This is a genomic window from Streptomyces sp. NPDC057287 (genome assembly GCF_042667905.1).
In the GTDB taxonomy this organism is placed as follows: domain Bacteria; phylum Actinomycetota; class Actinomycetes; order Streptomycetales; family Streptomycetaceae; genus Streptomyces.
Genome location: NZ_JBHUYV010000004.1, coordinates 154,076 through 178,316 on the forward strand (window position 1 = coordinate 154,076; position 24,241 = coordinate 178,316).

25 protein-coding genes are annotated in these 24,241 nt (G+C 72.6%); 8 read left to right on the plus strand and 17 right to left on the minus strand.

All coding sequences use genetic code 11. The features are described from left to right. Nucleotides 1-73: 73 nt before the first annotated feature. On the plus strand, nucleotides 74-1,339 hold the full coding sequence (locus tag ACFUNE_RS09515; protein ID WP_383564422.1) for a geranylgeranyl reductase family protein: 1,266 nt from the start codon (nucleotides 74-76) through the stop codon (nucleotides 1,337-1,339). On the opposite strand, the gene ACFUNE_RS09520 is transcribed toward ACFUNE_RS09515, so the two are convergent. Further along, nucleotides 1,323-1,778: a nitroreductase/quinone reductase family protein gene (locus tag ACFUNE_RS09520; RefSeq protein WP_383564424.1), complete on the minus strand. Its 456-nt coding sequence runs from the start codon at nucleotides 1,776-1,778 to the stop codon at nucleotides 1,323-1,325. The two genes, ACFUNE_RS09515 and ACFUNE_RS09520, sit on opposite strands and share 17 nt — an antisense overlap. A 130-nt stretch (nucleotides 1,779-1,908) precedes the next feature. Here ACFUNE_RS09520 and ACFUNE_RS09525 point away from each other — a divergent pair, with 130 nt between their 5' ends. The 3 genes from ACFUNE_RS09525 (at nucleotide 1,909) to ACFUNE_RS09535 (ending at nucleotide 4,717) form a co-directional block, all read left to right on the plus strand. Beyond that, nucleotides 1,909-2,640, plus strand: a complete 732-nt coding sequence (locus ACFUNE_RS09525) for a TetR/AcrR family transcriptional regulator (protein WP_383564426.1) — start codon at nucleotides 1,909-1,911, stop codon at nucleotides 2,638-2,640. A gap of 110 nt (nucleotides 2,641-2,750) precedes the next feature. After that, nucleotides 2,751-4,055 (plus strand): sensor histidine kinase, encoded by a 1,305-nt coding sequence (locus ACFUNE_RS09530; RefSeq protein WP_383564428.1) that lies wholly within the window; start codon nucleotides 2,751-2,753, stop codon nucleotides 4,053-4,055. Continuing rightward, nucleotides 4,052-4,717 (plus strand): response regulator, encoded by a 666-nt coding sequence (locus ACFUNE_RS09535; RefSeq protein ID WP_383564431.1) that lies wholly within the window; start codon nucleotides 4,052-4,054, stop codon nucleotides 4,715-4,717. The genes ACFUNE_RS09530 and ACFUNE_RS09535 overlap by 4 nt, the downstream gene beginning before the upstream one ends. On the opposite strand, the gene ACFUNE_RS09540 is transcribed toward ACFUNE_RS09535, so the two are convergent. From ACFUNE_RS09540 to ACFUNE_RS09555, 4 genes are all read right to left on the minus strand, one after another. After that, a complete protein-coding gene (locus tag ACFUNE_RS09540) occupies nucleotides 4,678-4,974 on the minus strand; it encodes a DUF6332 family protein (protein ID WP_383564433.1) in 297 nt (98 codons plus the stop codon). The genes ACFUNE_RS09535 and ACFUNE_RS09540 overlap by 40 nt on opposite strands. Before the next feature lie 218 nt (nucleotides 4,975-5,192). Beyond that, nucleotides 5,193-5,942, minus strand: coding sequence for a maleylpyruvate isomerase family mycothiol-dependent enzyme (locus ACFUNE_RS09545; RefSeq protein WP_383564435.1), 750 nt, complete (start codon nucleotides 5,940-5,942; stop codon nucleotides 5,193-5,195). 24 nt (nucleotides 5,943-5,966) lie between these two features. Further along, nucleotides 5,967-6,335, minus strand: a complete 369-nt coding sequence (locus ACFUNE_RS09550) for an SCO4225 family membrane protein (RefSeq protein WP_383564437.1) — start codon at nucleotides 6,333-6,335, stop codon at nucleotides 5,967-5,969. A gap of 80 nt (nucleotides 6,336-6,415) precedes the next feature. Beyond that, nucleotides 6,416-7,714 (minus strand): MFS transporter, encoded by a 1,299-nt coding sequence (locus tag ACFUNE_RS09555; RefSeq protein ID WP_383564439.1) that lies wholly within the window; start codon nucleotides 7,712-7,714, stop codon nucleotides 6,416-6,418. A gap of 121 nt (nucleotides 7,715-7,835) precedes the next feature. Here ACFUNE_RS09555 and ACFUNE_RS09560 point away from each other — a divergent pair, with 121 nt between their 5' ends. Then, nucleotides 7,836-9,050, plus strand: coding sequence for an ROK family protein (locus ACFUNE_RS09560; RefSeq protein ID WP_383564441.1), 1,215 nt, complete (start codon nucleotides 7,836-7,838; stop codon nucleotides 9,048-9,050). 76 nt (nucleotides 9,051-9,126) lie between these two features. On the opposite strand, the gene ACFUNE_RS09565 is transcribed toward ACFUNE_RS09560, so the two are convergent. The 3 genes from ACFUNE_RS09565 to ACFUNE_RS09575 are packed head-to-tail and all read right to left on the minus strand — an operon-like array spanning nucleotide 9,127 to nucleotide 11,187. Continuing rightward, on the minus strand, nucleotides 9,127-10,017 hold the full coding sequence (locus tag ACFUNE_RS09565; RefSeq protein WP_383564443.1) for a phosphotriesterase: 891 nt from the start codon (nucleotides 10,015-10,017) through the stop codon (nucleotides 9,127-9,129). After that, the gene (locus tag ACFUNE_RS09570) at nucleotides 10,014-10,598 is read right to left on the minus strand and encodes a DUF4865 family protein (RefSeq protein ID WP_383564445.1); all 585 of its coding nucleotides are present in this window, start codon (nucleotides 10,596-10,598) and stop codon (nucleotides 10,014-10,016) included. Before ACFUNE_RS09570 ends, ACFUNE_RS09565 begins: the two co-directional genes overlap by 4 nt. Nucleotides 10,599-10,608: 10 nt before the next feature. Further along, the gene (locus ACFUNE_RS09575; RefSeq protein WP_383564448.1) at nucleotides 10,609-11,187 is read right to left on the minus strand and encodes a TetR/AcrR family transcriptional regulator; all 579 of its coding nucleotides are present in this window, start codon (nucleotides 11,185-11,187) and stop codon (nucleotides 10,609-10,611) included. A gap of 198 nt (nucleotides 11,188-11,385) precedes the next feature. Here ACFUNE_RS09575 and ACFUNE_RS09580 point away from each other — a divergent pair, with 198 nt between their 5' ends. After that, nucleotides 11,386-11,682, plus strand: a complete 297-nt coding sequence (locus tag ACFUNE_RS09580) for an SHOCT domain-containing protein (protein WP_383564450.1) — start codon at nucleotides 11,386-11,388, stop codon at nucleotides 11,680-11,682. A 106-nt stretch (nucleotides 11,683-11,788) separates the two neighbouring features. Here ACFUNE_RS09580 and ACFUNE_RS09585 read toward each other — a convergent pair whose 3' ends face one another. Both ACFUNE_RS09585 and ACFUNE_RS09590 read right to left on the minus strand, forming a co-directional pair. Beyond that, nucleotides 11,789-12,313, minus strand: a complete 525-nt coding sequence (locus ACFUNE_RS09585; RefSeq protein WP_383564452.1) for an ATP-binding protein — start codon at nucleotides 12,311-12,313, stop codon at nucleotides 11,789-11,791. 213 nt (nucleotides 12,314-12,526) lie between these two features. Then, nucleotides 12,527-12,889: a hypothetical protein gene (locus tag ACFUNE_RS09590; RefSeq protein WP_383564454.1), complete on the minus strand. Its 363-nt coding sequence runs from the start codon at nucleotides 12,887-12,889 to the stop codon at nucleotides 12,527-12,529. Nucleotides 12,890-13,117: 228 nt separating this feature from the next. Here ACFUNE_RS09590 and ACFUNE_RS09595 point away from each other — a divergent pair, with 228 nt between their 5' ends. Next, nucleotides 13,118-14,251: a PLP-dependent cysteine synthase family protein gene (locus tag ACFUNE_RS09595; RefSeq protein WP_383564455.1), complete on the plus strand. Its 1,134-nt coding sequence runs from the start codon at nucleotides 13,118-13,120 to the stop codon at nucleotides 14,249-14,251. A 62-nt stretch (nucleotides 14,252-14,313) separates the two neighbouring features. On the opposite strand, the gene ACFUNE_RS09600 is transcribed toward ACFUNE_RS09595, so the two are convergent. The 3 genes from ACFUNE_RS09600 to ACFUNE_RS09610 all read right to left on the minus strand — a co-directional run bounded on the left by ACFUNE_RS09600 (nucleotide 14,314) and on the right by ACFUNE_RS09610 (nucleotide 16,859). Then, nucleotides 14,314-15,447: a PP2C family protein-serine/threonine phosphatase gene (locus ACFUNE_RS09600; RefSeq protein WP_383564457.1), complete on the minus strand. Its 1,134-nt coding sequence runs from the start codon at nucleotides 15,445-15,447 to the stop codon at nucleotides 14,314-14,316. Between the two features lie 81 nt (nucleotides 15,448-15,528). Next, the gene (locus ACFUNE_RS09605; RefSeq protein WP_383564459.1) at nucleotides 15,529-15,963 is read right to left on the minus strand and encodes an SRPBCC family protein; all 435 of its coding nucleotides are present in this window, start codon (nucleotides 15,961-15,963) and stop codon (nucleotides 15,529-15,531) included. Nucleotides 15,964-16,031: 68 nt separating this feature from the next. Further along, nucleotides 16,032-16,859, minus strand: coding sequence for a DeoR/GlpR family DNA-binding transcription regulator (locus ACFUNE_RS09610; RefSeq protein WP_383564461.1), 828 nt, complete (start codon nucleotides 16,857-16,859; stop codon nucleotides 16,032-16,034). A gap of 229 nt (nucleotides 16,860-17,088) precedes the next feature. Between ACFUNE_RS09610 and ACFUNE_RS09615 the strand changes: the two genes are divergently transcribed. Next, nucleotides 17,089-19,506 (plus strand): hypothetical protein, encoded by a 2,418-nt coding sequence (locus ACFUNE_RS09615; RefSeq protein ID WP_383564464.1) that lies wholly within the window; start codon nucleotides 17,089-17,091, stop codon nucleotides 19,504-19,506. Here ACFUNE_RS09615 and ACFUNE_RS09620 read toward each other — a convergent pair. The 4 genes from ACFUNE_RS09620 to ACFUNE_RS09635 all read right to left on the minus strand — a co-directional run bounded on the left by ACFUNE_RS09620 (nucleotide 19,476) and on the right by ACFUNE_RS09635 (nucleotide 24,225). Continuing rightward, entirely contained in the window at nucleotides 19,476-21,902 is a 2,427-nt protein-coding gene (locus ACFUNE_RS09620; RefSeq protein WP_383564466.1) for a right-handed parallel beta-helix repeat-containing protein, read from the minus strand. The genes ACFUNE_RS09615 and ACFUNE_RS09620 overlap by 31 nt on opposite strands. A 205-nt stretch (nucleotides 21,903-22,107) precedes the next feature. After that, nucleotides 22,108-22,725: a hypothetical protein gene (locus tag ACFUNE_RS09625; protein ID WP_383564468.1), complete on the minus strand. Its 618-nt coding sequence runs from the start codon at nucleotides 22,723-22,725 to the stop codon at nucleotides 22,108-22,110. Nucleotides 22,726-22,863: 138 nt separating this feature from the next. Continuing rightward, nucleotides 22,864-23,688 (minus strand): MOSC domain-containing protein, encoded by an 825-nt coding sequence (locus ACFUNE_RS09630; RefSeq protein ID WP_383564470.1) that lies wholly within the window; start codon nucleotides 23,686-23,688, stop codon nucleotides 22,864-22,866. Between the two features lie 45 nt (nucleotides 23,689-23,733). Further along, nucleotides 23,734-24,225, minus strand: a complete 492-nt coding sequence (locus tag ACFUNE_RS09635) for a DUF6643 family protein (RefSeq protein ID WP_383564472.1) — start codon at nucleotides 24,223-24,225, stop codon at nucleotides 23,734-23,736. Between the last annotated feature and the right edge of the window lie 16 nt (nucleotides 24,226-24,241).

Sequence of the window (24,241 nt, forward strand, 5' to 3'; positions counted from 1 at the left end):
GTTCGGCCGCGACGCGCCGTAGGATGCCGTGAGCAGCTGGGGCCACAGGTCGGATCGGGAGCAGAAGCACATCGTGAGCAGCGAGAACGCAGACGCCGGACGTGAGCCGGATGAGTCGCCGTCGGTACCGCAGGAGTCCTCGGTATGGGACGTCGTCGTGGTCGGCGCAGGCCCGGCCGGAGCTTCCGCGGCGTACGCGGCAGCCGTGGCGGGCCGCAGGGTGCTGTTGCTGGAGAAGGCGGAGATCCCCCGCTACAAGACGTGCGGTGGTGGAATCATCGGGTATTCGCGGGACTCCCTGCCGCCCGGATTCGAACTGCCCCTGAAGGACCGGATCCACGCGGTCACCTTCTCGCTCAACGGGAAGCTGTCCCGTACCCGCAAGTCCAAGCGCATGCTCTTCGGGCTGATCAACCGGCCGGAGTTCGACGCCGGTCTGGTCGAGGAGGCCCAGAAGGCGGGCGCCGAGCTCCGGACGGGTGCGGCGGTGACGCGGGTGGAGCAGCACGGCCCCGCGGTCCCCGACCGGCGCACGGTCGCGCTGGTGCTCGCCGGCGGTGAGACGGTGCTCGCCCGGGCCGTCGTCGGCGCGGACGGCAGCGCGGGCCGCATAGGGGCTCATGTCGGCGTGAAGCTCGACCAGGTCGACCTCGGGCTCGAGGCGGAGATCCCCGTTCCGGAGACGGTCGCGGAGGACTGGGCCGGCCGGGTGCTCATCGACTGGGGGCCCATGCCGGGCAGTTACGGCTGGGTGTTCCCCAAGGGCGACACACTCACCGTCGGGGTGATCTCGGCACGAGGTGACGGAGCGGGGACGAAGCGCTATCTCGAGGACTTCGTCGGCCGGCTCGGTCTCGCCGGGTTCGAGCCGACGGTCTCCTCCGGTCATCTGACCCGGTGCCGCAGCGACGACTCGCCCCTCTCCCGCGGACGGGTGGTGGTCTGCGGTGACGCGGCCGGCCTGCTGGAGCCCTGGACCAGGGAGGGCATCTCCTTCGCGCTGCGGTCCGGGCGGCTCGCTGGTGAATGGGCGGTGCGGATCGCGGAGTCCCACGACGCGGTCGACGCCCGGCGGCAGGCACTCAACTACGCGTTCGCGATCAAGGCCGGGCTGGGTGTCGAGATGAGCGTCGGACGGCGCATGCTCAAGCTGTTCGAGCGGCGCCCCGGTCTCCTGCACGCGGTGCTGACCGGCTTCCGCCCTGCCTGGAACGCCTTCGCGGGGATCACCCGGGGGACGACCTCGCTCGCCGATCTCGTCCGTTCGCATCCTCTGGCCCAGCGGGCGCTCCATGTGATGGACCGCCGGGGAGCGGACGAGGTCAGCTCCCGACCGTGATCCGGAAGACGGGGTGGTCGGGGCAGGCGGCGAGGAGTTCGGCGTCGGTCGACTTCGCGGTGATGCCCTGGAAGTACTGGTTGACCTCCCAGCCCCAGCGCTTCAGGTAGGCACGGACGATCCGCGCCTTCTGCTCGTCGTCCGCGATCTCCACGGCGGTGAAGGTGCGGACCTTCCGGCCCACCTTCAGCTCCCCGCCCCCGGCCACGCGCATGTTGCGTACCCACTGGGAATGGCCGCGGGCGGAGATCAGGTACTGGACGCCCTCGTAGTGGTGGGGGTTCACGGGGATGCGCTGCATCCGGCCGCTCTTGCGGCCCCGCACCGACATCTCGGCGGAGCCGAGGAGGCTGACGCCGTGGCGGGCGAGCCACCCGACGACGCTGTTCATCCGCTGGGCGAAGGCGTTGGCCTGGAGGTAGTACGGCTGCTGCGACACGGGTGACTCCTGCCCCAATGGGAGAGCGGTGCTCTCGCTTGAGATCAGTGTGCACGAGCGCGGGGCCCTAAAGCAAGAGCGGTGCTCTCGTTTGTGTTCGGCGCTCCGAATGCGTGGCACACTGGAGCCCATGAGCACCATCCGAGGAGCCAGGGAACGCGCCCGTATCGAAGTCACCGCGGCGATCAAGGACGAGGCGAGAACCCAGCTCGCGGCCGAGGGCGCCGCGAAGCTCTCCCTGCGCGCCGTGGCCCGTGAGCTGGGCATGGCATCCTCCGCGCTCTACCGCTACTTCCCCAGCCGCGACGACCTCCTGACGGCGCTCATCGTCGACGCCTACGACGCGGTGGGCGAAGTCGCGGAGGCGGCCCGCTCGAAGGCGGGTGGTCCGGCCTCCACCCACGCCGCCCGCTGGACGGAGGTCGCCTGCGCCGTACGGGACTGGGCGCTCGCCCACCCCCATGAGTACGCGCTGATCTTCGGCTCGCCCGTCCCCGGCTACACCGCCCCCCAGGACACCGTCGGTCCGGCGTCCCGCGTGGGCCTGGTCCTCATCGCCCTGCTGCGCGACGCGCACCTCACCGAGGGACTCGCCGTTCCCCCGCTGGGCCCCGAGCTGGGGCCCGAGGCCGCGCGCATGGCGGCCGACCTGGCCCCCGATCTCCCGCCGGCCGTGGTCGCCGCCCTCGTTCCCGCGTGGGCACAGCTCTTCGGGCTGATCTCCTTCGAGCTCTTCGGGCAGTTCAACCGGGTCGTCGAGGCGCGCGAACCCCTCTTCCGGCACGCGGTGCACGGACTCGGCCGCTCGGTGGGCCTGCTGGACGGCCGCGTGCCGACGCGCACCGGCGGCCAGGGGGCCTGAGGCGCGGCTCACGAGGTCCTCCGGGCCGGACAGGTACTCCACAGGGAGTACGGGGGACCACCACGCCCGGCTGACGTGCACCGGGGGTCCGCGCGTCTAGCGTGGCCGGTATGCATCAGCAGCGAGCGCACCCGGGAGCGGACCCCCGCCCGGATCCGGGCGGCAGACGGGCCGGCCACGGGCCACCGTGGCGCGGGAGGTACGCCGGCGGCGGGCTCCCCGGCGGCTCGGGGACACGCGGCGACCGCCTGCCATGGCTCTCGACCGTCGTGGTCGGAGTGATCGTGATGGGCGGCACCACCGTCGCGGCGCACGGCCAGGGCCGCGAACCGCTGGGCCTCGTCGCGCGGCTGCTGCTGTTCGCGGCGGTGGCCGTGCTGCTCGTGCGTCACCGGCACCCCGTCGTCGCCGTCGCCGGTACGTCCGCCGCTACGCTCGTCTACCTCGGACTGGGGTATCCGTACGGCCCCGTGTTCCTCGCTGTCGCCGTCGGCTGCTTCGGCGCGATCGTGTCGGGGCACCGCACCGCCGCGTGGTGGTCGCTGGGCACGCTGTGGGCGGGGCATCTGCTGGCCGCGCACTGGCTGTACCGATGGCTTCCGCCGGACGGCGACGGCCCGGCTCCCTGGGGGCAGGAAGCGTTCGTCACCGCCTGGGTCGTGGCGATCGTCGCCGCGGCGGAACTCCTCCGGGTGCGCCGTGAGCAGTGGGCGGCGGCCAGGGCGGAGCGGGCGGCCGCGGAAAGACGCCGGGCCGACGAGGAACGCCTGCGCATGGCCCGCGAACTGCACGACGTCCTGGCGCACAGCATCTCCGTGATCAACGTCCAGGCCGGGGTGGGGCTGGCACTGCTCGACTCCGATCCCGAACAGGCGCGGACGGCCCTCACCACGATCAAGTCCGCCAGCAAGGAGGCGCTCGGCGAGGTGCGCCAGGTGCTGGAGAACCTCCGGGCCCCGGGCGACGCCCCCCGGGCCCCGGCTCCCGGGCTGGACCGGCTGCCCGAGCTGGTCGACCAGGCCGCCGGAGCGGGCCTGACCGTCACGGTCGAGACCGACGGAGCGCGCGGCCCGGTTCCGCCCGGCGCAGACCTCGCGGCCTTCCGCATCGTGCAGGAAGCCCTGACGAACGTGGTGCGGCACTCCGGATCGCGCACCGCGCACATCCGCGTCGCCCACGGGGACGCGCACCTCGGGCTGGTCATCGACGACGAAGGGCCCGCGACAGGTGACGAGGCGGGCGGCAGCGGCAACGGGCTGATCGGGATGCGGGAGCGGGCCGCGGCGCTGGGTGGCACGATCGACGCGGGCCCACGGCCCGGAGGCGGCTTCCGGGTGACGGCGGAACTCCCGCTGAGGCCCGGCCGGGGCGACGCCGCCGCACGGGACGCGGCGGGGACGGAGGGGGCATCATGATCCGCGTACTGCTGGCCGATGACCAGGCGCTGGTCCGGGCCGGCTTCCGCGCGCTGCTGGACGCCCAGCCCGACATCGAGGTGGCCGGCGAGGCAGCCGACGGCGCCGAGGCCGTACGCCTGGTGCGCGAACTCCGCCCCGACACCGTGCTCATGGACATCCGCATGCCGAAGCTGGACGGTCTGGCGGCGACCCGTGCGATCACCGGCGATCCGGCGCTCCACGAGGTGAAGGTGGTCATGCTCACCACCTTCGAACTCGACGAGTACGTCTTCGAGGCGATCCGCTCGGGTGCTTCCGGCTTCCTGGTGAAGGACACCGAACCGGACGAGCTGCTGCGGGCTGTGCGCGCGGTGGTGGGCGGGGACGCCCTGCTGTCGCCGGGAGTGACGCGCCGGCTGATCGCCGAGTTCGCCGCTCGCTCCAAGGAACCCGCTGCGGCGACGGTCCTGGACGAGCTCACCGAACGCGAGCGTGAGGTCATGGCCCTGGTCGGCATGGGGCTCTCCAACGAGGAGATCGCCCGCAGACTCGTCGTCAGCCCGCTCACCGCCAAGACCCATGTCAGCCGCGCCATGGTCAAACTGGGCGTCCGGGACAGGGCGCAACTCGTCGTGCTGGCCTACGAGTCGGGGCTTGTGCGTCCGGGCTGGCTCGGCTGACCGGGCGGCAGGCGCCGCTTCTCCGACGCGCGGGGGAAACGCCACAGCACGTGGACCACCCGCGCGACGAAGACCAGCGCGCCGAGCACGGCACCCGCCCGGAACAGCAGGTGCCGGGCACCGCTCGGCAGATCGAGGAACACGGCGGGGAGGAACACCCCGGAGAAGGTGGCCGCGGCCACCAAGGCGCCGCTCACCAGTGCGTAGCCCGTCTCGACGGTGATCGCGTCCCGCTCCGCCTGCGTGCGTCGTGGCATGTACCGAGTCTCACAGTGGGCGTGGCCGGCGACAAGTACGTGCCGGCGTGCCGCACCCGGGACCGGCTCGGGGGCCCGGACCGAAGACGTCCCGGGCCCCGGCCCTGACACGGTCCGCGTTCGCGAGGGGACACGGTCCGCGTTCGCGACGGGTCACGGTCCGCGTTCACGGCGGGACGCGGACCGCGTTCACGACCGGACGCGGACTCCGTTCAGGATCAGACGACCGCGGAGGTCCTCTCCCACAGCGCGGCGACCTCGCGGTCACCCGACAGGTCGACGGACGCGAGCGGCAGGCGGTTCCAGAGGACCAGGAAGAGGTCCTCGGCCGTACCGCTCAGAGTGCAGTCGGCGGTCGTGTCCAGGGCGGCGGTTCCGCGCACGGTGACCGGCGGGCCGGCCGACAGCCGTACGGTCCACACCGCGTCGGTGTCCACGGCCCGTACCCGGAGAGTGCGCGGGGAGTCCGTGCGGACGCGGCTCTTGGCACGGGCGTGGAAGCCGGTCAGCAGTTCGTCGATGCCGTCCACCGCGTGCGGCGGTGACACGGCCGTCAGCGGGCCGCCCCTCGCCGACTCGGCGTCCACCCGGTGGATCCTGGTCTCGTGTGCCTGGCGGCGCGCCCAGAAGGCGAGCGGCGACGACGCCGCGGGAAAGACGGTCCAGCACTCCAGGCCGGCGGGCGCGGCCCGGAGCACGTCGACCAGCATGCGGTGGCCCTCGGTGAACCGGTCGAGGAGCGCGTCCCCGTCCAGGTCGGGCTCCCCGGCTTCAGGGCGGTAGGTCCGGTGCCCTTCGGCGACGAACGCGGTGGCCCAGCTGTGGACCATGCACGTGTGCCGGAGAAGGTCGCGCACCCGCCACCCCGGGCACGTCGGCACGGGCGCCGCGGGCCCTGCCTCTCGGGCGGCGGAGGCGAGCGCGTCGCCTTCGGCGGCAAGGGCGGTCAGGTGCTCCCAGGTCTCCACGCCGGCGATTGTGCCAGAGCCGGCTCAGGCGCCCTGGGGGTGTGCCGGGCTGCTCCGGCGGGGCCCCCGGAGCAGCCGCGAGAACCAGCCCAGCGCGCATGCCTGCACGAGCACCGACACGGCCAGCGCGAGATAGACGAACCAGGCGGGCCCTCCGGCGTCCGCACCCGCCATCGAGCTGCCCAGGAGGAAGAGGAACACGGTCGGCGCGGCCAGGAAGAAGACCCAGACACCGGCGAACGACGCGTCGTCGTGGGACACGAACAACGTGTCCACCGCGACGAACACCGAGACCGCCAGCACGAGGCCGAGATAGACCCGCGAAACCGCGTTGCCGAACGTCAGCCGCGCAAGTGCGCGAAGCTGCTGCATGTTCATCACCTGGTTGCTCATGTCCCGCTCCCCGTCGATGGCTGAGGCCTCCATCGTGCGCCGGGGGAGCCGCCCGTGCCTGAGTACGCCTACTCAACCGCTCAGGTGTTCGCCGCGTTGCGGGCCGCGTAGCCCAGTACCGCCGCCGTGGCGGCGAGCAGCGTCACCGTGACGAGGGCGACCGGAAGGGAGAACCAGTCGGCGAGGAAGCCGATCACCGGCGGGCCGAGGAGCATCCCGCCGTAGCCGAGGGTCGACGCGGCCGCCACACCGCTCGGACCGGCCAGTGCGCCTGCCCGGCCGACCGCGACGGGAAATATGTTGGCCAGTCCGAGACCGGCCACGGCGAAACCGGCCAGGGCGAGCCACAGGGTCGGCGCCAGCGCACCGAGCAGCATCCCGGCCGCTGCCGTCGCCCCGCCCGCCACCAGGGTGCGGGTCTGCCCGAATCGTTCGAGGAGCGTGGTGCCGGTGAGCCTGCCGATGGCCATCGTCAGTGCGAAGACGGAGTATCCGGCGGCGGCCGGACCGGGGCCGGCTCCGAGATCCTGACTGAGGTGCAGCGCGCCCCATTCGGCCAGGGCGCCTTCCCCGTACGCCGTGCAGAGAGCGATCACGCCGAACAGGGCGACGATCCTGCGTGCGTGGGCGCTCATTCTCCCGGGCCGCGCCGGAGCATCCACGCCCCGTTGCCCAGGCGCATCCGCCGCCCGCTCGTCCTTGGCGTCCGCCGCCCGCTTCTCCGCGGCGTCCGCCACCCGCTGCCCCGCCGGGGGAGCGGCGGCCGTTCCGCCGCGCAGGAGCACGGGGCCGGTGACCGCGGTGACGAGGAGGCCGACACCCGTGAGGGCGAAGAGGTGTGCAGCGGGCGAGAGGCTGCCGGCGACCAGCCCTCCGAGCCCGGCGCCTGCCATGCCACCGAGGCTGAACGCGGCGTGGAAGCTCGGCATGACCGGGCGGCGCATCGCTGCGACCAGATCGACGGCCGCGCTGTTCATCGCCACGTTCATGCCGCCGTACGCGGCGCCGAAGAGCAGGAGCACGAGACCGAGGGAGAGAGCCGAACCCGTCTGTGCCGGGAGGGCGATGCTCAGCGACAGTAGTACACCGCAGACCACGGTGACCGCATGGCTGCCGTGACGCCGGCAGAGCCTGCCGGTGAGCATCATGGTGATCACCGCACCCGCGGAGACGCCGAGCAGGGCGAGTCCGAGGGTGGAGGGGGTGGCTCCGGTCTGATGCTTGATGGCCGGGATGCGGACCACCCAGCCGGCGAAGAGGAACCCGTCAAGGGCGAAGAACACGGTCAGCGCGGTACGGAGGCGAGTCGGCGGGGGAGGGGCGGTGTCTCCGCCGGTTCCCCCCGACAGGGCCGTCCGCAGTTTGTTTACTTGCGGCACAAAGTGAGCATAGGGTGGTCCCGGCGGCGCACGCAAGACAGCTGCCGCGGCGGCTGTCCGGTGGCCGGGGCAGGATGCCGAAGCGTCGGCAACGGCCCGGGATCATGGGAGACTCGCCCCCATGAACGGCAAGTCGACCACCACGCGGACGAAGTTGGAGAGGGGCCGCAGCGCGCTCGGGCCCGCCCTGGAGCTCGTTCACACGGGGCGCGCTCCCACGCGCGCCGTACTGACCTCCGAACTCGGTGTCACGCGTGCCACCGCCGGCGCGGTGGCCGCGGAGCTCGAGGCGCTCGGGCTCATCAAGGTCGACTCCAGCCCCGGCTCCGCCGCCGGGTCGCAGGGCCGTCCCTCGCACCGGCTGTCCGTCCGGGACAGCGGGCCCGTGGCCCTCGCCGCGCAGGTGCACTCCGACGGCTTCCGTGCCGCGCTCGTCGGGCTCGGGGGCCGGATCGTCGCGACCTCGCCCGGCTGCGTCGCCGTCATGGCCGATCCCGCCCAGGTCCTCGGCGAGGTGGTCGAGGCCGGGGCCCGGCTCCTGCGCGAGAGCGGGCTGCGCTGTGTCGGTGCGGGGCTCGCCGTGCCGTCCGCCGTGGCCGAGCCCGACGGCACGGCGCTCAATCCGCTGCACATCGCCTGGCCGGCCGGGGCGCCCGTCCGGGAGATCTTCTCCGCCTGTGTACGTGCCGCGGGGATCGCCGGCCCCGCGTTCACCGGCAACGACGTCAATCTCGCCGCGCTCGCCGAGCACCGGCACGGCGCCGGGCGCGGTGCCCAGCACCTGCTCTGTGTCGCGACCGGTCACCGGGGGGTGGGCGGTGCCCTCGTCCTGGACGGCCGCCTGCACAGCGGGAGTTCGGGACTCGCCCTCGAGGTGGGGCATCTGACGGTGAACCCCGAGGGCCGTCCCTGCCACTGCGGCGGACGAGGCTGCCTCGACGTCGAGACGGACCCCCTCGCCTTCCTCACCGCCGCCCGCCGGCAGCCCGGCCCCGAGGAGTCGCTGCTCAAGCAGTCCGGCGACCTGCTCCGCACGGAGTACGGCGACCCCCAGGTGCGGGCCGCCGCCGAGGAACTGATCGACCGTCTCGGCCTGGGCCTCGCCGGACTGGTCAACATCCTCAACCCGGACCGGATCATCCTGGGCGGACTGCACCGCGACCTCCTGGAGGCCGACCCCGAACGGCTGCGGGCCGTGGTGGCCGACCGCAGTCTGTGGGGCCGCAGCGGGAGCGTGCCGATCCTCTCCTGCACGCTGGACCACAACAGCCTGGTGGGCGCTGCCGAGCTGGCCTGGCAGCCCGTGCTCGACGACCCGCTGGCCGCACTGGCCTGACCCGCCGACCGCGCCGGCCGCACTGGCCTGCCCCGGCCAGGCGCGGGTGGCACGTGGCCGGCCCGGTTCGGGCGGCTCAGGCCGTGGCCAGGGCGAACGCCCGCGCCGGGTTGGTGACGAGCACCGCATCCAGGAGCTCCTCGCCGAGCGAACGCACCAGTCGTGGGCGCAGGCGCCGCAGCAGGTACGGCATGCCCGGGGTCCCCGGCACCGTGGTGTCGCCGCCGAGCAGCAACTGCCCGCCGAACCCGGCCTCCGCGAGCGCGGCGAGCTGTTCGGGAAGCCGCCAGTCCGTCGCGTGGTGGGTCCGTGAGGGGCCGTCGAACGCCAGGAACGCACCCGCCCGCGCGGCGTCGAGCTGAGCGACGCCGTCGGGAAACCGGCCCAGGTGGCCGAGGACCACCCGCCGCGGTTCCACTCCCAGCTCCCCGCACAGCAGATCCAGCACGTCCTGCGCACCCGTGCCCAGTTCCAGATGGACGGCGATCGGAGCGCCCGTACGGTGGTGGGCTCCCGCGGCCGCCGTCATGGTGCGCCTGGCGTGTCCGTCGACTCCGTGGAACGCCCCGGCCACCTTGATCAGGCCCGCCCGCACCCCGGTGGAGCCGATCCCGTCCGTGATCTCCGAGACGAACAGGTCCTCCAGCGCCGGCATGATCCGGCCGAGCAGCCCGGGTGCGTAATGGGCAGCCTGGTGCAGTCCGGTGGCGGCGACGATCCGCGTCCCACCCGCTCGCGACAGGGCCGCCAGGTCTCCGGGCCGCCGGCCCATTCCGTACGGAGTCCACTGGACGACGGTCCCCCCGCCCAGCTCGTCGAAGCTCCGCAGCCGCTCCCGGGCCCCTTCCGGGTCGTCCAGCTCCAGCCCGGGCAGCACGGGAGTGCGGATGAAGAGGTGGTCGTGCGCGTCGCAGACGCCCAGCTCCTCGGCGGGCACGTCCCCGAGCACCGTACGGACCCGGGTCACCACTGCCTCCCCCGGCCCAGCAGGTCACGCTCCGGCGCCGACAGGTGGAGTACCTCGTAGCGGTCGCCCGGGACCCCGGGCTGCGGCTCCTCCTCCCAGAGCGTGAAGTGGAGCAGCTCCCACCGGCGCGGATCGGCGGCCAGCGCCGTGGCGACGACGCCGGGAACCGTGGCCAGCCGGCGGCTCTCCGCCAGTGCCGCCTCCACCGCGGCGGCGGGCCGGACGGTGTCCGGGACCCGCTCGCGATGGCGGACCGCGGTGCGGGGGAGCGCCTCCGGAACCGCTCCCTCCCGATAGGAGAGCCCGGTCCAGTGCTGCACCTCGGGGCGGCCGAAGTCGTCCACGACGCCCTGGAATCCGGGGCCCCAGAGGAAGCTGTTCATGCCCTCGGGAACCGACCACAGATACAGCGGGGCGTACTGGTTGACCGGCGAGGTCTCGCCGCGTTCGCGGATCAGGTAGGCCTTGAGGCCCAGGCCGGGGAAGTCGTCGAGGAGATGGCCCCTGGTCGCGACCCGCTTGCGGATGATCTCCATGTCGTAGTCGGCGGGCAGGGTCAACTCGTACTGCATGGCGTGCATCGCGTACTCCTCAGGCGGGGAGGGCCGGTGTGGGGTGCGGGGCGAGCAGGGAGAGCAGCCCTCGGACGGCCGCGTCGAACGCCGCCGCGGACCCGGACGCACGGGCCAGGACGTAGCCCCCCTGGGCCGTGGCCACGACGGCCGCCGCCACGTCACGGGGTTCGATGCCCGGGGGGAACTCGCCCCCGTCCAGGCCTTCCTGGAGGATCTCGGCGAGGCGCCCCCGCAGCCAGTCGATGGTCTCGTCCACCGGTGCCCGCAGGGCGTCGCTCGCGACCACCTCGGGATCCATGGTCAGCCGCCCCACCGGACAGCCCCTCAGGACCTCGCGCTCGCGCAGCAGGTAGGCGGAGATCCGCTCGTACGCCGAGCCGGGACCGTCCAGGAGGCGCCCGGCCGTCTTCCGCATCTCCTCGGCGGTGCGGGAGACCGCGGCGAGCGCCAGATCGGGCTTGCCCGCGAAGTGGTGGTACATGCTGCCCTGGCCCGCCCCCGCCCGCTGCTGGATCGCCTTGGGGCTGGTGCCCACGTAGCCGCGCTCCCACAGGAGCTCCTGGGTGGCCTCGATCAACCGCTCCGGAGTGCTCATGGTGCCACTGTACATACCAGTAGGTACAGAATCTGCGCCGATCTGTGAACCCGGGGAAGCACGCCGCCGGACGGCGCGTACTCCCCGTGCCGTACGCGGACTGCCGCCACCCGTACGACGCCCCGGGGCCCGCCCGGAGACAGGCTCGTACGTGACAGGAACACATGGCTGAACGCCCCGAACGAGGAGCTGACCGAGATGGACACCCTGGCGAACTCCGGAGGACCCGGACCCTGGATCCTCCTCTTCCCGATCATCTGGGCCGCTGTCGCCGTCGGCGTCGTCACGCTGCTGCGCCGGACCGTCCTGCGCGGACGCGGAGGTCCGTGGCAGCCGCACGGTGTCCGAAGGGGCGGCCCCGCGGGCGAGCACTCGCCGATCGGCCTCCTGGGCCGGCGGTTCGCCGCGGGCGAGATCGACGAGGACGAGTACTGGCGCAGGCTCTCCGTCCTCGACGAGCCCTACGGCCGCTACGACAAGGACGGCCCGGCGTGACGGGTGGCGGGTGAGGCCCGGGACCCGGACGGGGCGGAGCGCGTCGATCGCGGGTGGATCGACGCGCTCCCGGTGTGCTGAGTGCCGAAGGCGGACTCGTTCCCCGTCAGCCGACGACGGCCGAGCGGGCCCGCGTCCGTGCCGCGGTCGGCTCCATGAGCCCCGGGACGGCCGAGCCGAACGGGCCGTCGGTCGTCGACCCGTAGACCGGTAGAGGGGGCAGAGCGGTGGTGAAGGACGGCGCGGGCAGGGTGAACCAGATGACTTTTCCCGCGTCGTCGCTCGGTCGTATGCCCCAGCTCTCGCTGACCGCTGCGATCATCGCCAGCCCGCGACCGGAGGTCGCGGACGAATCGGCGTCGCACACGGTCGGCAGCCGGGGGTCGTGGTCGTGGACGGAGACCGTCAGCCGGTCGAGCAGCAGCTCGATCTCGACGGTGCACGATTTGTCCGGCTGTGCATGCCGGTGGACGTTGGTCAGCAGTTCGGTCACGCCTAGCGCCGCATGGTCGATCAGAGGATCGAGATGCCAGTAGCGCAGTTGCGCCGAGATTATTCTGCGGACCTGACCGATCCGCGACGGCAGGGCCTGGAGCTCCACCGCGCAGTGCCTGCTTGGCTCGCTGATCACGGCTGCGACTCCCCGAAATAGGTCCGGAAGAAGACGAAGGAACGGATCCAGCAGATGGCTGACTGCTGTTTCTGGTCATGCGTGGTCCGCCCTGCGTGGCTCCCGGCGGGGCGGCTTCCGCTGTCACCGCCGGTACACCATCAGTGACGTGTCACCAGCGTGACGCAGGGGGTTGGCCTCCGCAACTCGCGGTGTCCGTAGCGGACCGCAGCGTCAGGCCCGCCGCCCCGCGGCACTCCGCAGCGCCTCCAGGAATCTGCGGACCGGGGCTGCTCCGCCGGGTCTGCGATTGCGCTGGCCCATGGTCAGCCGGTACCGCACCCCGTTGATGCGGGCGACCGCCGAGTCGGCGGCCGGGAACCACGGTCTTCCCGCGGTCACCGTCGTCACCGGAGCGCTGGCGATCTCCCGTCCGTTGCTCGTGAGCAGGGCGATCCGGCCGTCCTTGACGATCACTTGGCCGGCTCTGGTCAGCGACCTCGCCCACCGCTGGATCCTGACGTCGCTCGCTCTGAACTCCACCGCGCCGAAATCCGGCGCACCGAGATCCGCAGCACTGAATTCTGTCTCGGCCATGGCTACTTCGCCCCCCTTGTACCGGCTTCTGCAAGTCTGCCCGGGGACACGGCCCCTGCACCAGAGCGCGTCGCGACCGATTCCGTCCGGCCCCCGCACCGGGGCGCGGGAGGCCGGGACGCCTGGGCCAAGGGAAGGCTATGGACCGTCAAAGTGAACGTTTGTGCAGGTGGGGAGAATATCGTGGGCCCACGGAGTATCGCCGTCATCCCCCGAAGGAGAGCGCTGATGGACACCGGTGAGCACACACCCGGCGGTGGCGTCATGGAGACCGTGGACATCGACCGGAGCGATCCGGAATACCGGGACTGGCTCAAAGAGGCGGTGCGCAAGGTCCAGGCGGACGCCAACCGTTCGGCGGACACCCATCTCCTGCGCTTCCCCCTGCCCGAGCACTGGGGCATCGACCTCTACCTCAAGGACGAGTCGACGCACCCCACAGGCAGCCTCAAGCACCGGCTGGCCCGTTCGCTCTTCCTCTACGGGCTCTGCAACGGCTGGATCCGCCGCGGCAAGCCGGTCATCGAGGCCTCCAGCGGCTCGACCGCGGTCTCGGAGGCGTACTTCGCGAAGCTGATCGGTGTGCCGTTCGTCGCGGTGATGCCCCGGACCACCAGCCCCGAGAAGTGCCGTCTGATCGAATTCCACGGCGGACAGTGCCATTTCGTCGACGACTCCCGGCGGCTGTACGAGGAGTCGGCGGCCCTCGCGGCCGAGACCGGCGGACACTACATGGACCAGTTCACCTACGCCGAGCGTGCCACCGACTGGCGGGGCAACAACAACATCGCCGAGTCCATCTACGAGCAGTTGCGGCTGGAGCGCTATCCGGAGCCCACCTGGATCGTCGCCACCGCGGGCACCGGTGGTACGTCCGCGACCATCGGACGCTACGTCCGCTACATGCAGCACGACACGCGGATCTGCGTGCCCGACCCGGAGAACTCCTGTTTCTTCGACGGGTGGACCCGGCACGATCCGCTGGCGGCCAGCGACTGCGGTTCACGCATCGAAGGCATCGGCAGGCCCCGGATGGAGCCGAGCTTCGTGCCCGGAGCCATCGACCGGATGATGAAGGTGCCCGACGCGGCCAGTGTCGCGGCCGTCCGCGTGCTGGAGCGCTCCATCGGCCGCAAGGCGGGCGGCTCCACCGGCACCGGCCTCTGGAGCGCCTTCAAGATCGTCTCCGAGATGGTCGGGAGGGGCAGCACCGGAAGCGTCGTCACGCTCTTCTGCGACCCGGGCGACCGCTACCTCGACAAGTACTACTCGGACGACTGGCTCCGCGCGCAGGGCCTGGACATCCGGCCGTACACCGAGACGATCGACCAGTTCCTGGCCACCGGCACCTGGCCCGCCTGAGACCCGCGCGCCGGCCTCGGGGCCGGGGGCGCCATCCCCCGGCCCTCTGCGCCGGTCCGGGCTCACCCCGGGCCCGGAAGCCTCTCCACCGCGACGATGGCCGCGTCGTCGCCCAGGCGGCCCCCGGCGTGCCGCAGCAGATCGGCACGCGCCTCCTCCAGCAGCCGCTCGGGCCCCAGGCCGGTCCACGAGGCCGCCCGCTCGGCCAGCGGGTAGAAGCGTCCCGTGCGGTCCCGCGCCTCGGTGACGCCGTCGGTGTACAGCAGCAGCACGTCACCGGACCGGAAGGCGAACACGTCCTCCGTGGGCGGCGCCCCCGACAGAGGACCCACCCCCAGGGGCGGGCCCGGTTCCGTGGCGTCGAGCGCGTGCACCCGGCCCGCCCGCAGCAGCAGGGGCGGCGGATGCCCGCAGCTGACCAGACGGAGCTCCGGAGCCGCGTCCGGCAGGTCCAGCACGGCGGCGGTGACGAAGGCCTCGGCGATACCGGGATCGTCCGTCCGGTCGGCGCTCTCGTTCAGTGAGTCGATCCGGTGGGCCGCCACGCTGGTGTCCAGCCGTGTCACCAGGCCGGGAAGGCGCCCCTCCTGGCGGGCCAGGGCGCGGAAGGCGCCCAGAACCCCGGCGGCGCCGCTGATGGCGTCCAGGCCTTTGCCGCGCACGTCGCCGATGATCACGCGGGTCCCCTCCGCCGTGCGGGCCGCCGCGTACAGATCGCCGCCGAGCTGTGCGCCCTCCTCGGCCGCCAGGTAGAGCGAGGCGAGGTGCAGGGGGCCGCTGCGTACGGGCAGGGGGCGGAGCACGCTGCGCTGAGCGGCCTCGGCCACGGTGCGCAGCTGCACCATCTCCGCCGCGCTGCGCTCCCGCAGGTGGGCGAAGAGCGTGACGATCGCCGAGATCAGGAACAGTGCGCCGATCTGGTACATGTGATTGAGGTCGGTGATGCTGGAGCGCGTCAGCGCCACGGCAGCCTGGGCCATCACGGCGACCACGCCGACGAAGGCGGTCATGCGCGGACCGGCGAACGACGCGGTGAGCGCCGGTGCCGCCACGAGGAAGGGCCCGAGATGCACTTCGGGCGGCACATTGATGTCGACCACGGTCACGACGGCGATCAGCGCGAACGGCGCCGCGAGAAGTGCCCTGCTCGGCCCGGTGCCGTCCCGCAGCCCTTCCTGCCATTGCCGGAGACCCATGAGTCCGGAATACCTCACCGGCCTCGCCGCCGCCCCTTCTGGGTGTGCCCGGGGACGCGGTCCACCCGGTGCGCGTGTCGCTCAGTCCTCCAGCAGGACGCCGAGCTCGCGCGAGAAGACCCGTCGGCCCGCGGTCGCCAGCAGGGGATCGGCCCAGCGGGGCAGCAGCCGCACGCGCAGTTCCTCGACCCAGATGACGTGGGAGCCCGAATCGGTCGGCCGCACGTCGATCGACGCCCGGCCGCGCACCACCGAACCCCGCTTCTCCAACGCGCACAGCCCAGCCCTGCCGGCGGCGGGCGGGGTCCACCGCACGACTTCCATCGGATCGTCGAAGCCCAGCGGTCCCAGACCGGTACGGGCCACGAAGACCGTTCCCGTCCGGGTGGGCAGACCCGTCGTGACGGTGACCGAGGTGAACGGAACCGTCCCGCCGTGCCGGTCCCAGTCGGTCACCCGTCGCCACGCCTCGGCGGCGGGGAGGGGAGTGAAGCGCTCGATGCGGAAGACGGCCACGGACCGATCCTAGGACGTCCGCCGCCCGCGGGCCGACGAGCGGAACACGCGGGGGGCCATCCGGCGGACTACTCGTCCGACGTCCGGCCCGCCACCATCAGGCCCGGCAGATGCTCCTCGATCTCCTGCCGGGCGCCGTCCGGAAGCCCGGCGTCCGTCACGAAGGTGTCCACCTCGTCGAGCGTGGCGAAGGAACTCAGCCCCACCGTGCCCCACTTGGTGTGGTCGGCGACCACGACGACCCGGCGGGCCGCCTGCACGAGGCGGCGGTTCGTCTCGGCCTCCGCGAGATTCGGCGTGGAGAGACCGGCCTCGACCGAGATGCCGTGCACCCCGAGGAACAGGAGATCGAAGTGGAGCGAGCCGATCGCCCGGTCCGCGACCGGACCGACGAGCGAGTCCGACGGCGTACGGACGCCACCGGTCAGCACCACCGTCGCCGCCCCGGCACGCGCGCCGCCCGACGACGGGCGCTGTGCGCCGTGGAACACGTCGGCGACCCGCCCCGAATTCGTCACCACCGTCAGCCCCGGCACCTCGAGCAGATGCCGCGCCAGCGCGAACGTGGTCGTGCCGCCGGAGAGCGCGATGGCGCTGCCGGGGACGACCATCGCGGCCGCCGTGCGCGCGATGTCCTCCTTGGCGCTGAGCTCCAGCGTCGACTTGGCCTCGAAACCGGGCTCGTGCGTGCTCGCCTCGACGACGGGGACGGCTCCGCCGTGCACCTTCTCGATGACGCCCTGGCGCGCCAGGGCGTCCAGGTCCCGGCGGATGGTCATGTCGGAGACGCTCAACTTGCGGGTCAGCTCGTTGACCCTGACCCCACCCCGCTTGCGCACATCGTCGAGAATGAGCGCGCGCCGCTGCTCCGCGAGCAGGTTCTGGTTCTCGCTCAACGCCGGGCCCCGGTCCTTCCGTCTGTCCGCACGGTCCGGCAGCGGTCCTGCGGGACGCCCACATCCTCCCACGCAAGCCCGCGGACCGTCCCACTGGGGAGATTCCGTGAGAGCGGGTGCGGCGAGCGCCCCGCGTCCGCGATGGTGGTGACTGCGCATCAGCTCATTTCCCAGCCTCCCCTTCCCGCCGGCCCGCGAGCCGGACGGACCAGAGAGCGAGTCACCGACATTGCCCCCTGCCCCCCAGGCCGAGGCCGCTCAGAGCAGCGGTGCCGCACTGGAACTTCTCGTCCACGGTGTCGGTGGCACCACCCCGCAGGAGATGCTCGGTGACCCGCGCATCACCAGGATCACCGGGGACGCCACGGCCGCCGTCTACCGGCGCACCGAGGACGTCGGTGCCGAGCAGCACCCCGAGCGCCACCGGGACGGGCCCGTCGCCGAGGCCTACTGCTGGTCCAACCTGACGTCGGGCAACGGCTCCCGGGCCCTGTGGCTGCTGCTCCTCCCCTTCATGGTGGTCAACCTCGCCCACTGGATGCGTCCCACGGCGCGGGGGCGCGCCCGGACGGTGCGGCTGTACGGCGTACTGGTGCGGCTCGTCGCCCTCACGCTCACCGTGCTGCTGACCGCCGCGGCCTGCGAGGTCGCCCTGGACCTGGTGGCGTGGCAGTGCGCCGGGACTCCCGAGTGCTCCGTCCAGCGCTCGTGGCTCGGTTTCCTCTCCACCCACCAGGACGGATGGTTCGCCCAGCCCGGACGCCGCCTCGCCGTCGCCGCGCTCGTGCCCGCCGCGCTGGTCGGACTGCTCTGGTACCTGTCCAACCGCACCTGGAGTGCCTACGAGTCGCAGCGCCCCCTGACCTGGGACGAACCGGACGGCGCGGAAGCGGGCGACGAACCGGACGTGGACGTGGTCACGGAGTCCGGCGCCCCCCTGGTCCGCCCCGCACTCGGCCGGCCCGGGTTCTGGTACGGGCGCCGACTGGTGGCCCGGCTGCGCGCGGCGCACACCGCGGCCGGATTCCTCACCGTCGCCGCCGCGGTCGGCGCCACCGCCGCGCGGTACGACCGGGGCGCCGCCAGCCCCGTCCCCGAGGTGGCCGGCGCCCTCCTCGAGACCGCTCTCGTCCTGTGCGGACTCGTCGTCGTCGCGGTCGTCTGCCACCGGGGGCGCAGCGAGCGGCGCCTCGACAACCGGGTCGACCGGGCCGTCACCACCTTCCTGCCCGGCGCCGCTCTCGGTCTGCTGCTCTGCTCGGTCGCGTACGCGGGCTGGTCGCGTCCCGGCTGGGTCTCCTCGGGCACCCTTCCCGGGGAAGCCGTCTTCCGCGCACTCACCCTCGGCCAGGGCCTGCTCGTCGTCGTACTCGCCGTGGTGGCGCTGAGCCTGTACCGGCGCGCCCCCGAGCCTCGCACCACCCTCCACGGCCTGGGCGGCCCCGCCGTGGCCATGCTCGCCTGCGCCCTCGGCGGTGTGATGACGGGCGGGACCGCCCAGCGCGTGGCCGACTGGCTCGACGGCCCCGGCACCCCCGGCATGGGGGCGGGCGCCGACATACCGGGCCCGCCCGTCCTCCTCAGCTGGCAAGCCTCCGTCATCCCGGTCCTGCTGCTGCTCCTGCTCCTGCCCGTCGTCTGGCTGGCGGTCCGCACCGTACGGCACGCCCGCCGGCTGGGCCCCGTGATCGAGGCGGAGTACGAGGAGAAGCATCCCGAGCCCGGACGCACCCGGAGGATCGCACGCACCAGGGCCACCGCCGCACTCACCGACTCCGCGCCGGGAATCCTCGGACTGCTCTCCGGGGCCACCCTGCTCCTCGGCACGGCAGCGGTGACCGGTTCCTGGCTCGCCGGAGAGGTCCCCGGCCTCGCGATGGACGGGACAGGCCCGTTCGTCGAATCGCTCGCCGAGACGGCCCAGTCGACCGGCTCCTGGCTGACCGGCTTCGGCGCCATACTGTTCGTCACCTGGGGACGTCGCGCCTACCGCGACGTCTCCGCCCGGCGCACCATCGGCATCCTCTGGGACGTGGGCACCTTCTGGCCGCGTGCGGCCCATCCCTTCGCGCCGCCCTGCTACGCCGAGCGGGCCGTCCCCGACCTCTCGTCCCGGATGTGCGCCTGGACGGGGCGCACCCGTGGCAGGCTCGTCATCTCCGGCCACTCCCAGGGCAGCGTGCTCGCCGCGGCAGCGGTGTGGCAGCTCCCCGACTCCGCCCGGCGCCGGGTCGCGCTGCTCACGTACGGCTCTCCGATCGAGCGGCTGTACGGGCGCTGGTTCCCCGCCTATTTCGGCCGCGTCCCCCTGGAGGGGCTGCAGCGGTCGGTGCACTGCTGGCGCAATCTCTGGCGTGCGACCGACCCGATAGGCGGCCCGGTCCGCATCGACGAGGGGCAGGGCCACGAAGTGGACCGGGGTCCGCTGAAGGACCCGCTGGTCTACGGCCGCACCCCCGAACACCCGCTGCCCGAACCGGTCCTGGGGCACTCGGACTACCAGGCCGACCCGGTGTTCGCCGTGGAGCGCGCCGCTCTCCTGGAGCGGCTCGGACCCCTCCTGCCGCACCAGGCGGGCGCGGGCTCCGCGGACGGCGGTGTACCGGACGGCACCGCTCAGGGCAGCGCCGGAAGGTCCTCGGGATAGAGCATGGTCAGGTCGTCGGTGCTCGGATCGGCGAGCTGGGCGACCCGGCCGGCGTGCCGCTCCACCATGGACTCGAAGGTCTGACGGGCCGTCCGGCCGTTTCCGAAGGCGGGGCCCTTGGGAAGCGCTGTGAAGTACTTGACCAGCGCTTCCCCCGTCCCCTCCGCCAGGCTGTACTCGTGCTCCTCGGTCTGCTGCACCACGATCCGCAGCAGCTCCTCGGGCTCGTAGTCGCTGAAGGTGATCGTCCGCGAGAAACGCGACGCCACACCGGGGTTGACGGTGAGGAAGCGCTCCATCTCGTGCGTGTACCCGGCGACGATCACCACCACGGCGTCGCGGTGGTCCTCCATCAGCTTCACCAGTGTGTCGATGGCCTCACGGCCGAAGTCCCGGCCGGAGTCCTCGGGCGACAACGCGTAGGCCTCGTCGACGAACAGGACACCGCCGCGCGCCCGCTCGAAGGCCTCCTGTGTACGGATGGCGGTGGAACCGATGTGCTCGCCGACCAGGTCGACGCGGGAGACCTCCACGAGATGGCCGTGTTCCAGGACACCCAGTGAGGCCAGGATCTCGCCGTACAGTCGGGCCACCGTCGTCTTGCCCGTGCCGGGCGAGCCGGTGAAGACCAGGTGCCGGCGCACCGATGCCGCCTTCAGGCCCGCCAGCCGGCGGCGGCGCCCCACCTCGATCATGTCGGTCAGGGCCCGCACCTCGCGCTTGACGCTGTCCAGGCCGACCAGGGTGTCCAGCTCGCCGAGGACGGCGTCGGAGTCGCGCACCGGCTCACTCGGGGGCGCGGGGGCCGCGGGTTCGGCGGTCCGCTGCCCTGGCATGGCGCCGAGCAGGCCGGGAGTGGTCTGTGTCGCCGTCAGGACGGCCGGAGCCGGGGGAGTGGCGCCGCGCAGACCGCTCTCGTCGCTGGTGCAGTCCTGCGCCACCGGACCGGCTGTGTGCCCGTCGCCGGAGCCCTCGGCGAACTCGTAGCCACCGCGCGCGCACCGCTCGGTGCGGCAGCGCGTCAGGGTGGAGCGGCAGCCGTCCATCACGTGGAAGCCGTAGCCCTCGCTCCCGGTGACCCGGCAGCTGTCGAAGGTGCCCCGGCCCTCGGCGGAGACGTAGAAGCCGGCCTCCGCGGGTGAGGTGACCGTGCACCTCTCGATGGTCGGGTCGGCGCCCTTGGTCACGATGACCCCGGTCTGCGCCGCGTCGATGGTGCAGTTGTTCAGTGTGCCGCCGCTGCCGTGGTCGCGGAACCACGCTCCGGTGGACGCCTCGCGGATCCGGCAGTCGTCGAGCTGGGCGGTGGCCCCGTCGCTCACCGAGACCGCCGTGTTGCGGATCTGGGACAGGTCGCTGTCCACGACGTCCGCGCGCGAGCCCCGGTCGAGGACGAAGAGGGCGTCGGGCACGTCGTGGACGCGGCACGAGTCGAGTATCACCGTGGCGCCGTCACTGACCCAGACCGCCGGATAGTCACCCGTACTGTCGTGGATCTCGCACTGGTTGGCGTCGACACGGGTTCCCGGATCCCAGACGGAGAGGCCGTTGCGGCCGAATCTGCGGACGGTGGAGCGGGTCAGGGTGAGCACCGAACGGGACCGCAGATCGACCGCGTTCTCCGGGATGTCGTGAATGTCGCAGTCGGCGAGTGTGACGACGGCATCCGTGTCCAGCGTGACGCCGTCGGAGGAGGTGCGGTGCACCGTGCAGTCCGTGAGGTGCGCGGTCCCGCGCGAGGTGACCTGCACCCCGCTGCCCTTGATCTCGTACACCTCGCAGCCCACCGCTTCCAGGCCGCTGCCCTCCCCGGTCACGCTCAGGCCGGCGCCCGACGTGTGGTGCACGCGGCACCGTTCGAGCCGTGGATGCGCGCCGTCCCGCACGGATACACCGGACTGGCCCGCCGAGACGATCTCGCACTCCTCGAACACGCCCCCGGCACCGTCGAGTACGGCGATGCCCACACCGGCCGGATTGTCGACGGTGCAGCGGCGCACGGTGGGCCTGGCCGAGCCCCGCACCTCGATGCCTGCTGCCGACCGGGTCACGATGCGCAGGTCCGACAGCTCGGGAGCGCCCTCCTCGACCAGCAGCGCGGGGGCGGCGGAGTCCTGCCCCTCCACGTGGAGGTCCTGGAGGACGGCCGAGGCACGGACGGTCAGGGGGACTCCGTCGGCCGGCGCGATCCGGACGGAGCCCGCGGAACCCTCGGGGCCGCGGAGCGTCACCGCACGGTGGATGACGAGATTCTCCCGGTACGTGCCGGGAGCGACGGTGAGGACGTCACCGTCAGCTGCGGCCTCCAGGGCTGCGGTGAGGGAAGCGTATTCGCCCGTTCGGCGCCGCCATCGCGATGTGCCGGTGTGCGTCACCTGGACCGTGCCCTGTGCCATGGTGCTGCTGAGCCCCCACCTCGTGCCGTGTGCGCTGCCTCGTGCCTGTCCGTCCGGCCCGCCGGTCCACCGGCAGTCCTGCGGCCCGCCTGCCGAGGAGTCGGGCGGGCCGGTCCACCGTAGCGCGCGTGACGGGCGCGAGTTGACGAGTCGGCTGCTGAGGGGCCCCGCACAGCCGCGCACGAGGAGAACTGCGCCCCCGGGATCAGCTGCCCGTACCCGTTCTGCCCCAGTCGGGGCCGACTTCGGCCCATGCGCGGTCGAGCCGGGCGTACCGCCGTTGCATCATGCGCCATACGACGACTCTGCGGGCGATTTCCGTCAGAGCGCCCGCGACCAGGGCGGCGCCGATACCCGCGAGCACCGCGTGGGTGTGAGCCGTGGACATGTCCATGGGGCGCATCGCCGGGTCGCCCCGGTCGTCCGTCCAGATCCGGATCGCGGTGCCGGGCGCGGTCCTCGTCGCCGCCGTCGACACCGTGCCCGTACGTGCCGTGCCGTCCGGGGCGCGCCAGTCGGCCACCACCGACGTGCGCATGGAGCCCTCGGTGACTGCCGCCTCGGGGTCCTGGGCGAAACGGGACGTACCGGAGGGCGCGCGGACCACGACGGCCGACGTGGCGTGGCGTCGCTCGTGCTGGGTCCGCACCGTCTGCCGGAGTGCGTCGTCCGTGAGTGATCCGACTCTCCAGCCGAGCACGGGCGCCGCCAGCAGCATGAGCAGCAGCGCGGCCAGCGCCACCCACGCCTCGCGACGGTCGGTGCGCCTGCACACCGGATTGTGCCGCCACCTTTGGATACCCAGAACCACTCGCACAGTCATGCACCCCTTCCCTGTCCGTGATAACCCGACAGGGCGGCGATCGCGTCCACATACGGCGAAGAGAGAGCAACCTCACGCCGTCAACGCCTGTCCTGTCCCTCCGAGTTCCCCCGAAGACCCTCGCGAATCCGCGCGCGGTCAGCCGAGGACCGTCACCGGGTCCCCCACCCGGATCACGCCGGTGGCCTCCGGAATCATGTTCTGGCCGAAGAGGAGGTGCTTCCCCTCGCGGCGGTGCCGGGCGAGCGTGCGCAGGGGCTCCTTGCCCCGCTCCGCCGTCCGCTGGTCGGTGGTCGTGATGACACACCGGCCGCACGGCTTCACGAGGCGGAAGGCGACCTCCCCGATCGCGATCCGCCTCCAGCCGTCCTCGGCCCAGGGCGCTGTCCCCTCCACGACCACGTTCGGCCGGAACCGGTCCATCGGCAGCGGCCCCTCCTCCGGATGATCCCCCCGGGCCACCAGCGAGTTGAGCGCGTCCAGCGAGGAACGCGTGGTGAGGAGCAGCGGGAAGCCGTCGGCGAGGGACACGGTCTCGCCCGGGCGGCCGAACTCCGGATCGACGGGCCTGCGATGCGACGGCGCGTCGAGATGGACGAGCCGGACCTCCGCATCGAGGCGCGCGCTGAACCAGGTGTGTGCGTCCTCGGACGCCGGCACCACCTCGACCTTGCTCCGATGGAGCTCGGCGGCGACGGTGGTGACGGGATCGGGCGCCCCTACCGTCAGCGACGGACCCCCGGGCGCCGACAGGGACACTCCGCCGTCCGGCAGCGGCTCGGCTGACAGCTGCGCCATGCGGGGCTGCTGACGCTGGGTGACGACCCTGTTCTCGTTGTCGATCAACATCCATCGACGGTCGCCGTCGAGTCCCCATGGCTCGACTGCGACCTTGTCCGCCGCGTGTGCGGCCAGCGACTTGACCGGGTGGATGTACACGGCACCGAGTGCAGGTGAAAGCATGCCTTCATCCTGCCAGCCGTCACCGACAGTACGCGGCAGCGCCGGTCAGTACCCCCGGCCGCCCTGGTACGGGCGGTTGTTGTAGGGGTCCTCGTACGGGGACTGCGCGGGCGCGGGCCGCGGCGACGCGGGGCGCATCGCCTCGTAACCCGTGCCGGGCCGCTGCTGTTGCGTCTGCTGCTGGTAGCCGCGGGGCGCCGAGGGCTGCTGCGGGATGTACGGCGCCGGCGCGTGCTGCAGCTGCGCGGGCTGCATCATCGGCGCCTGCTGCATCCCGGTGTTCTGGTACTGCGGCTGCGCCGCCTGCTGCGGGTAGCCGTAGGACCCGTTGTGCTGGGACGGTGCCGCAGGCAGGGCCGGGAGCGCCGACGGCAGGGCCGGCAGATAGCTGTTCCCGGTGTCGTAGGCGGCAGGGACCCGGATCGGTGCGATCTGGGGGGTCCCCCGCTCGGCGACCAGGGAGTCGTAGATCGGGGTGTCGGGGAACGACGGCGCGGCGTAGTAGCCGCTGCCGTAGGTGGAGCGGGGGGAGGTCATGACACATAAGTTAAGC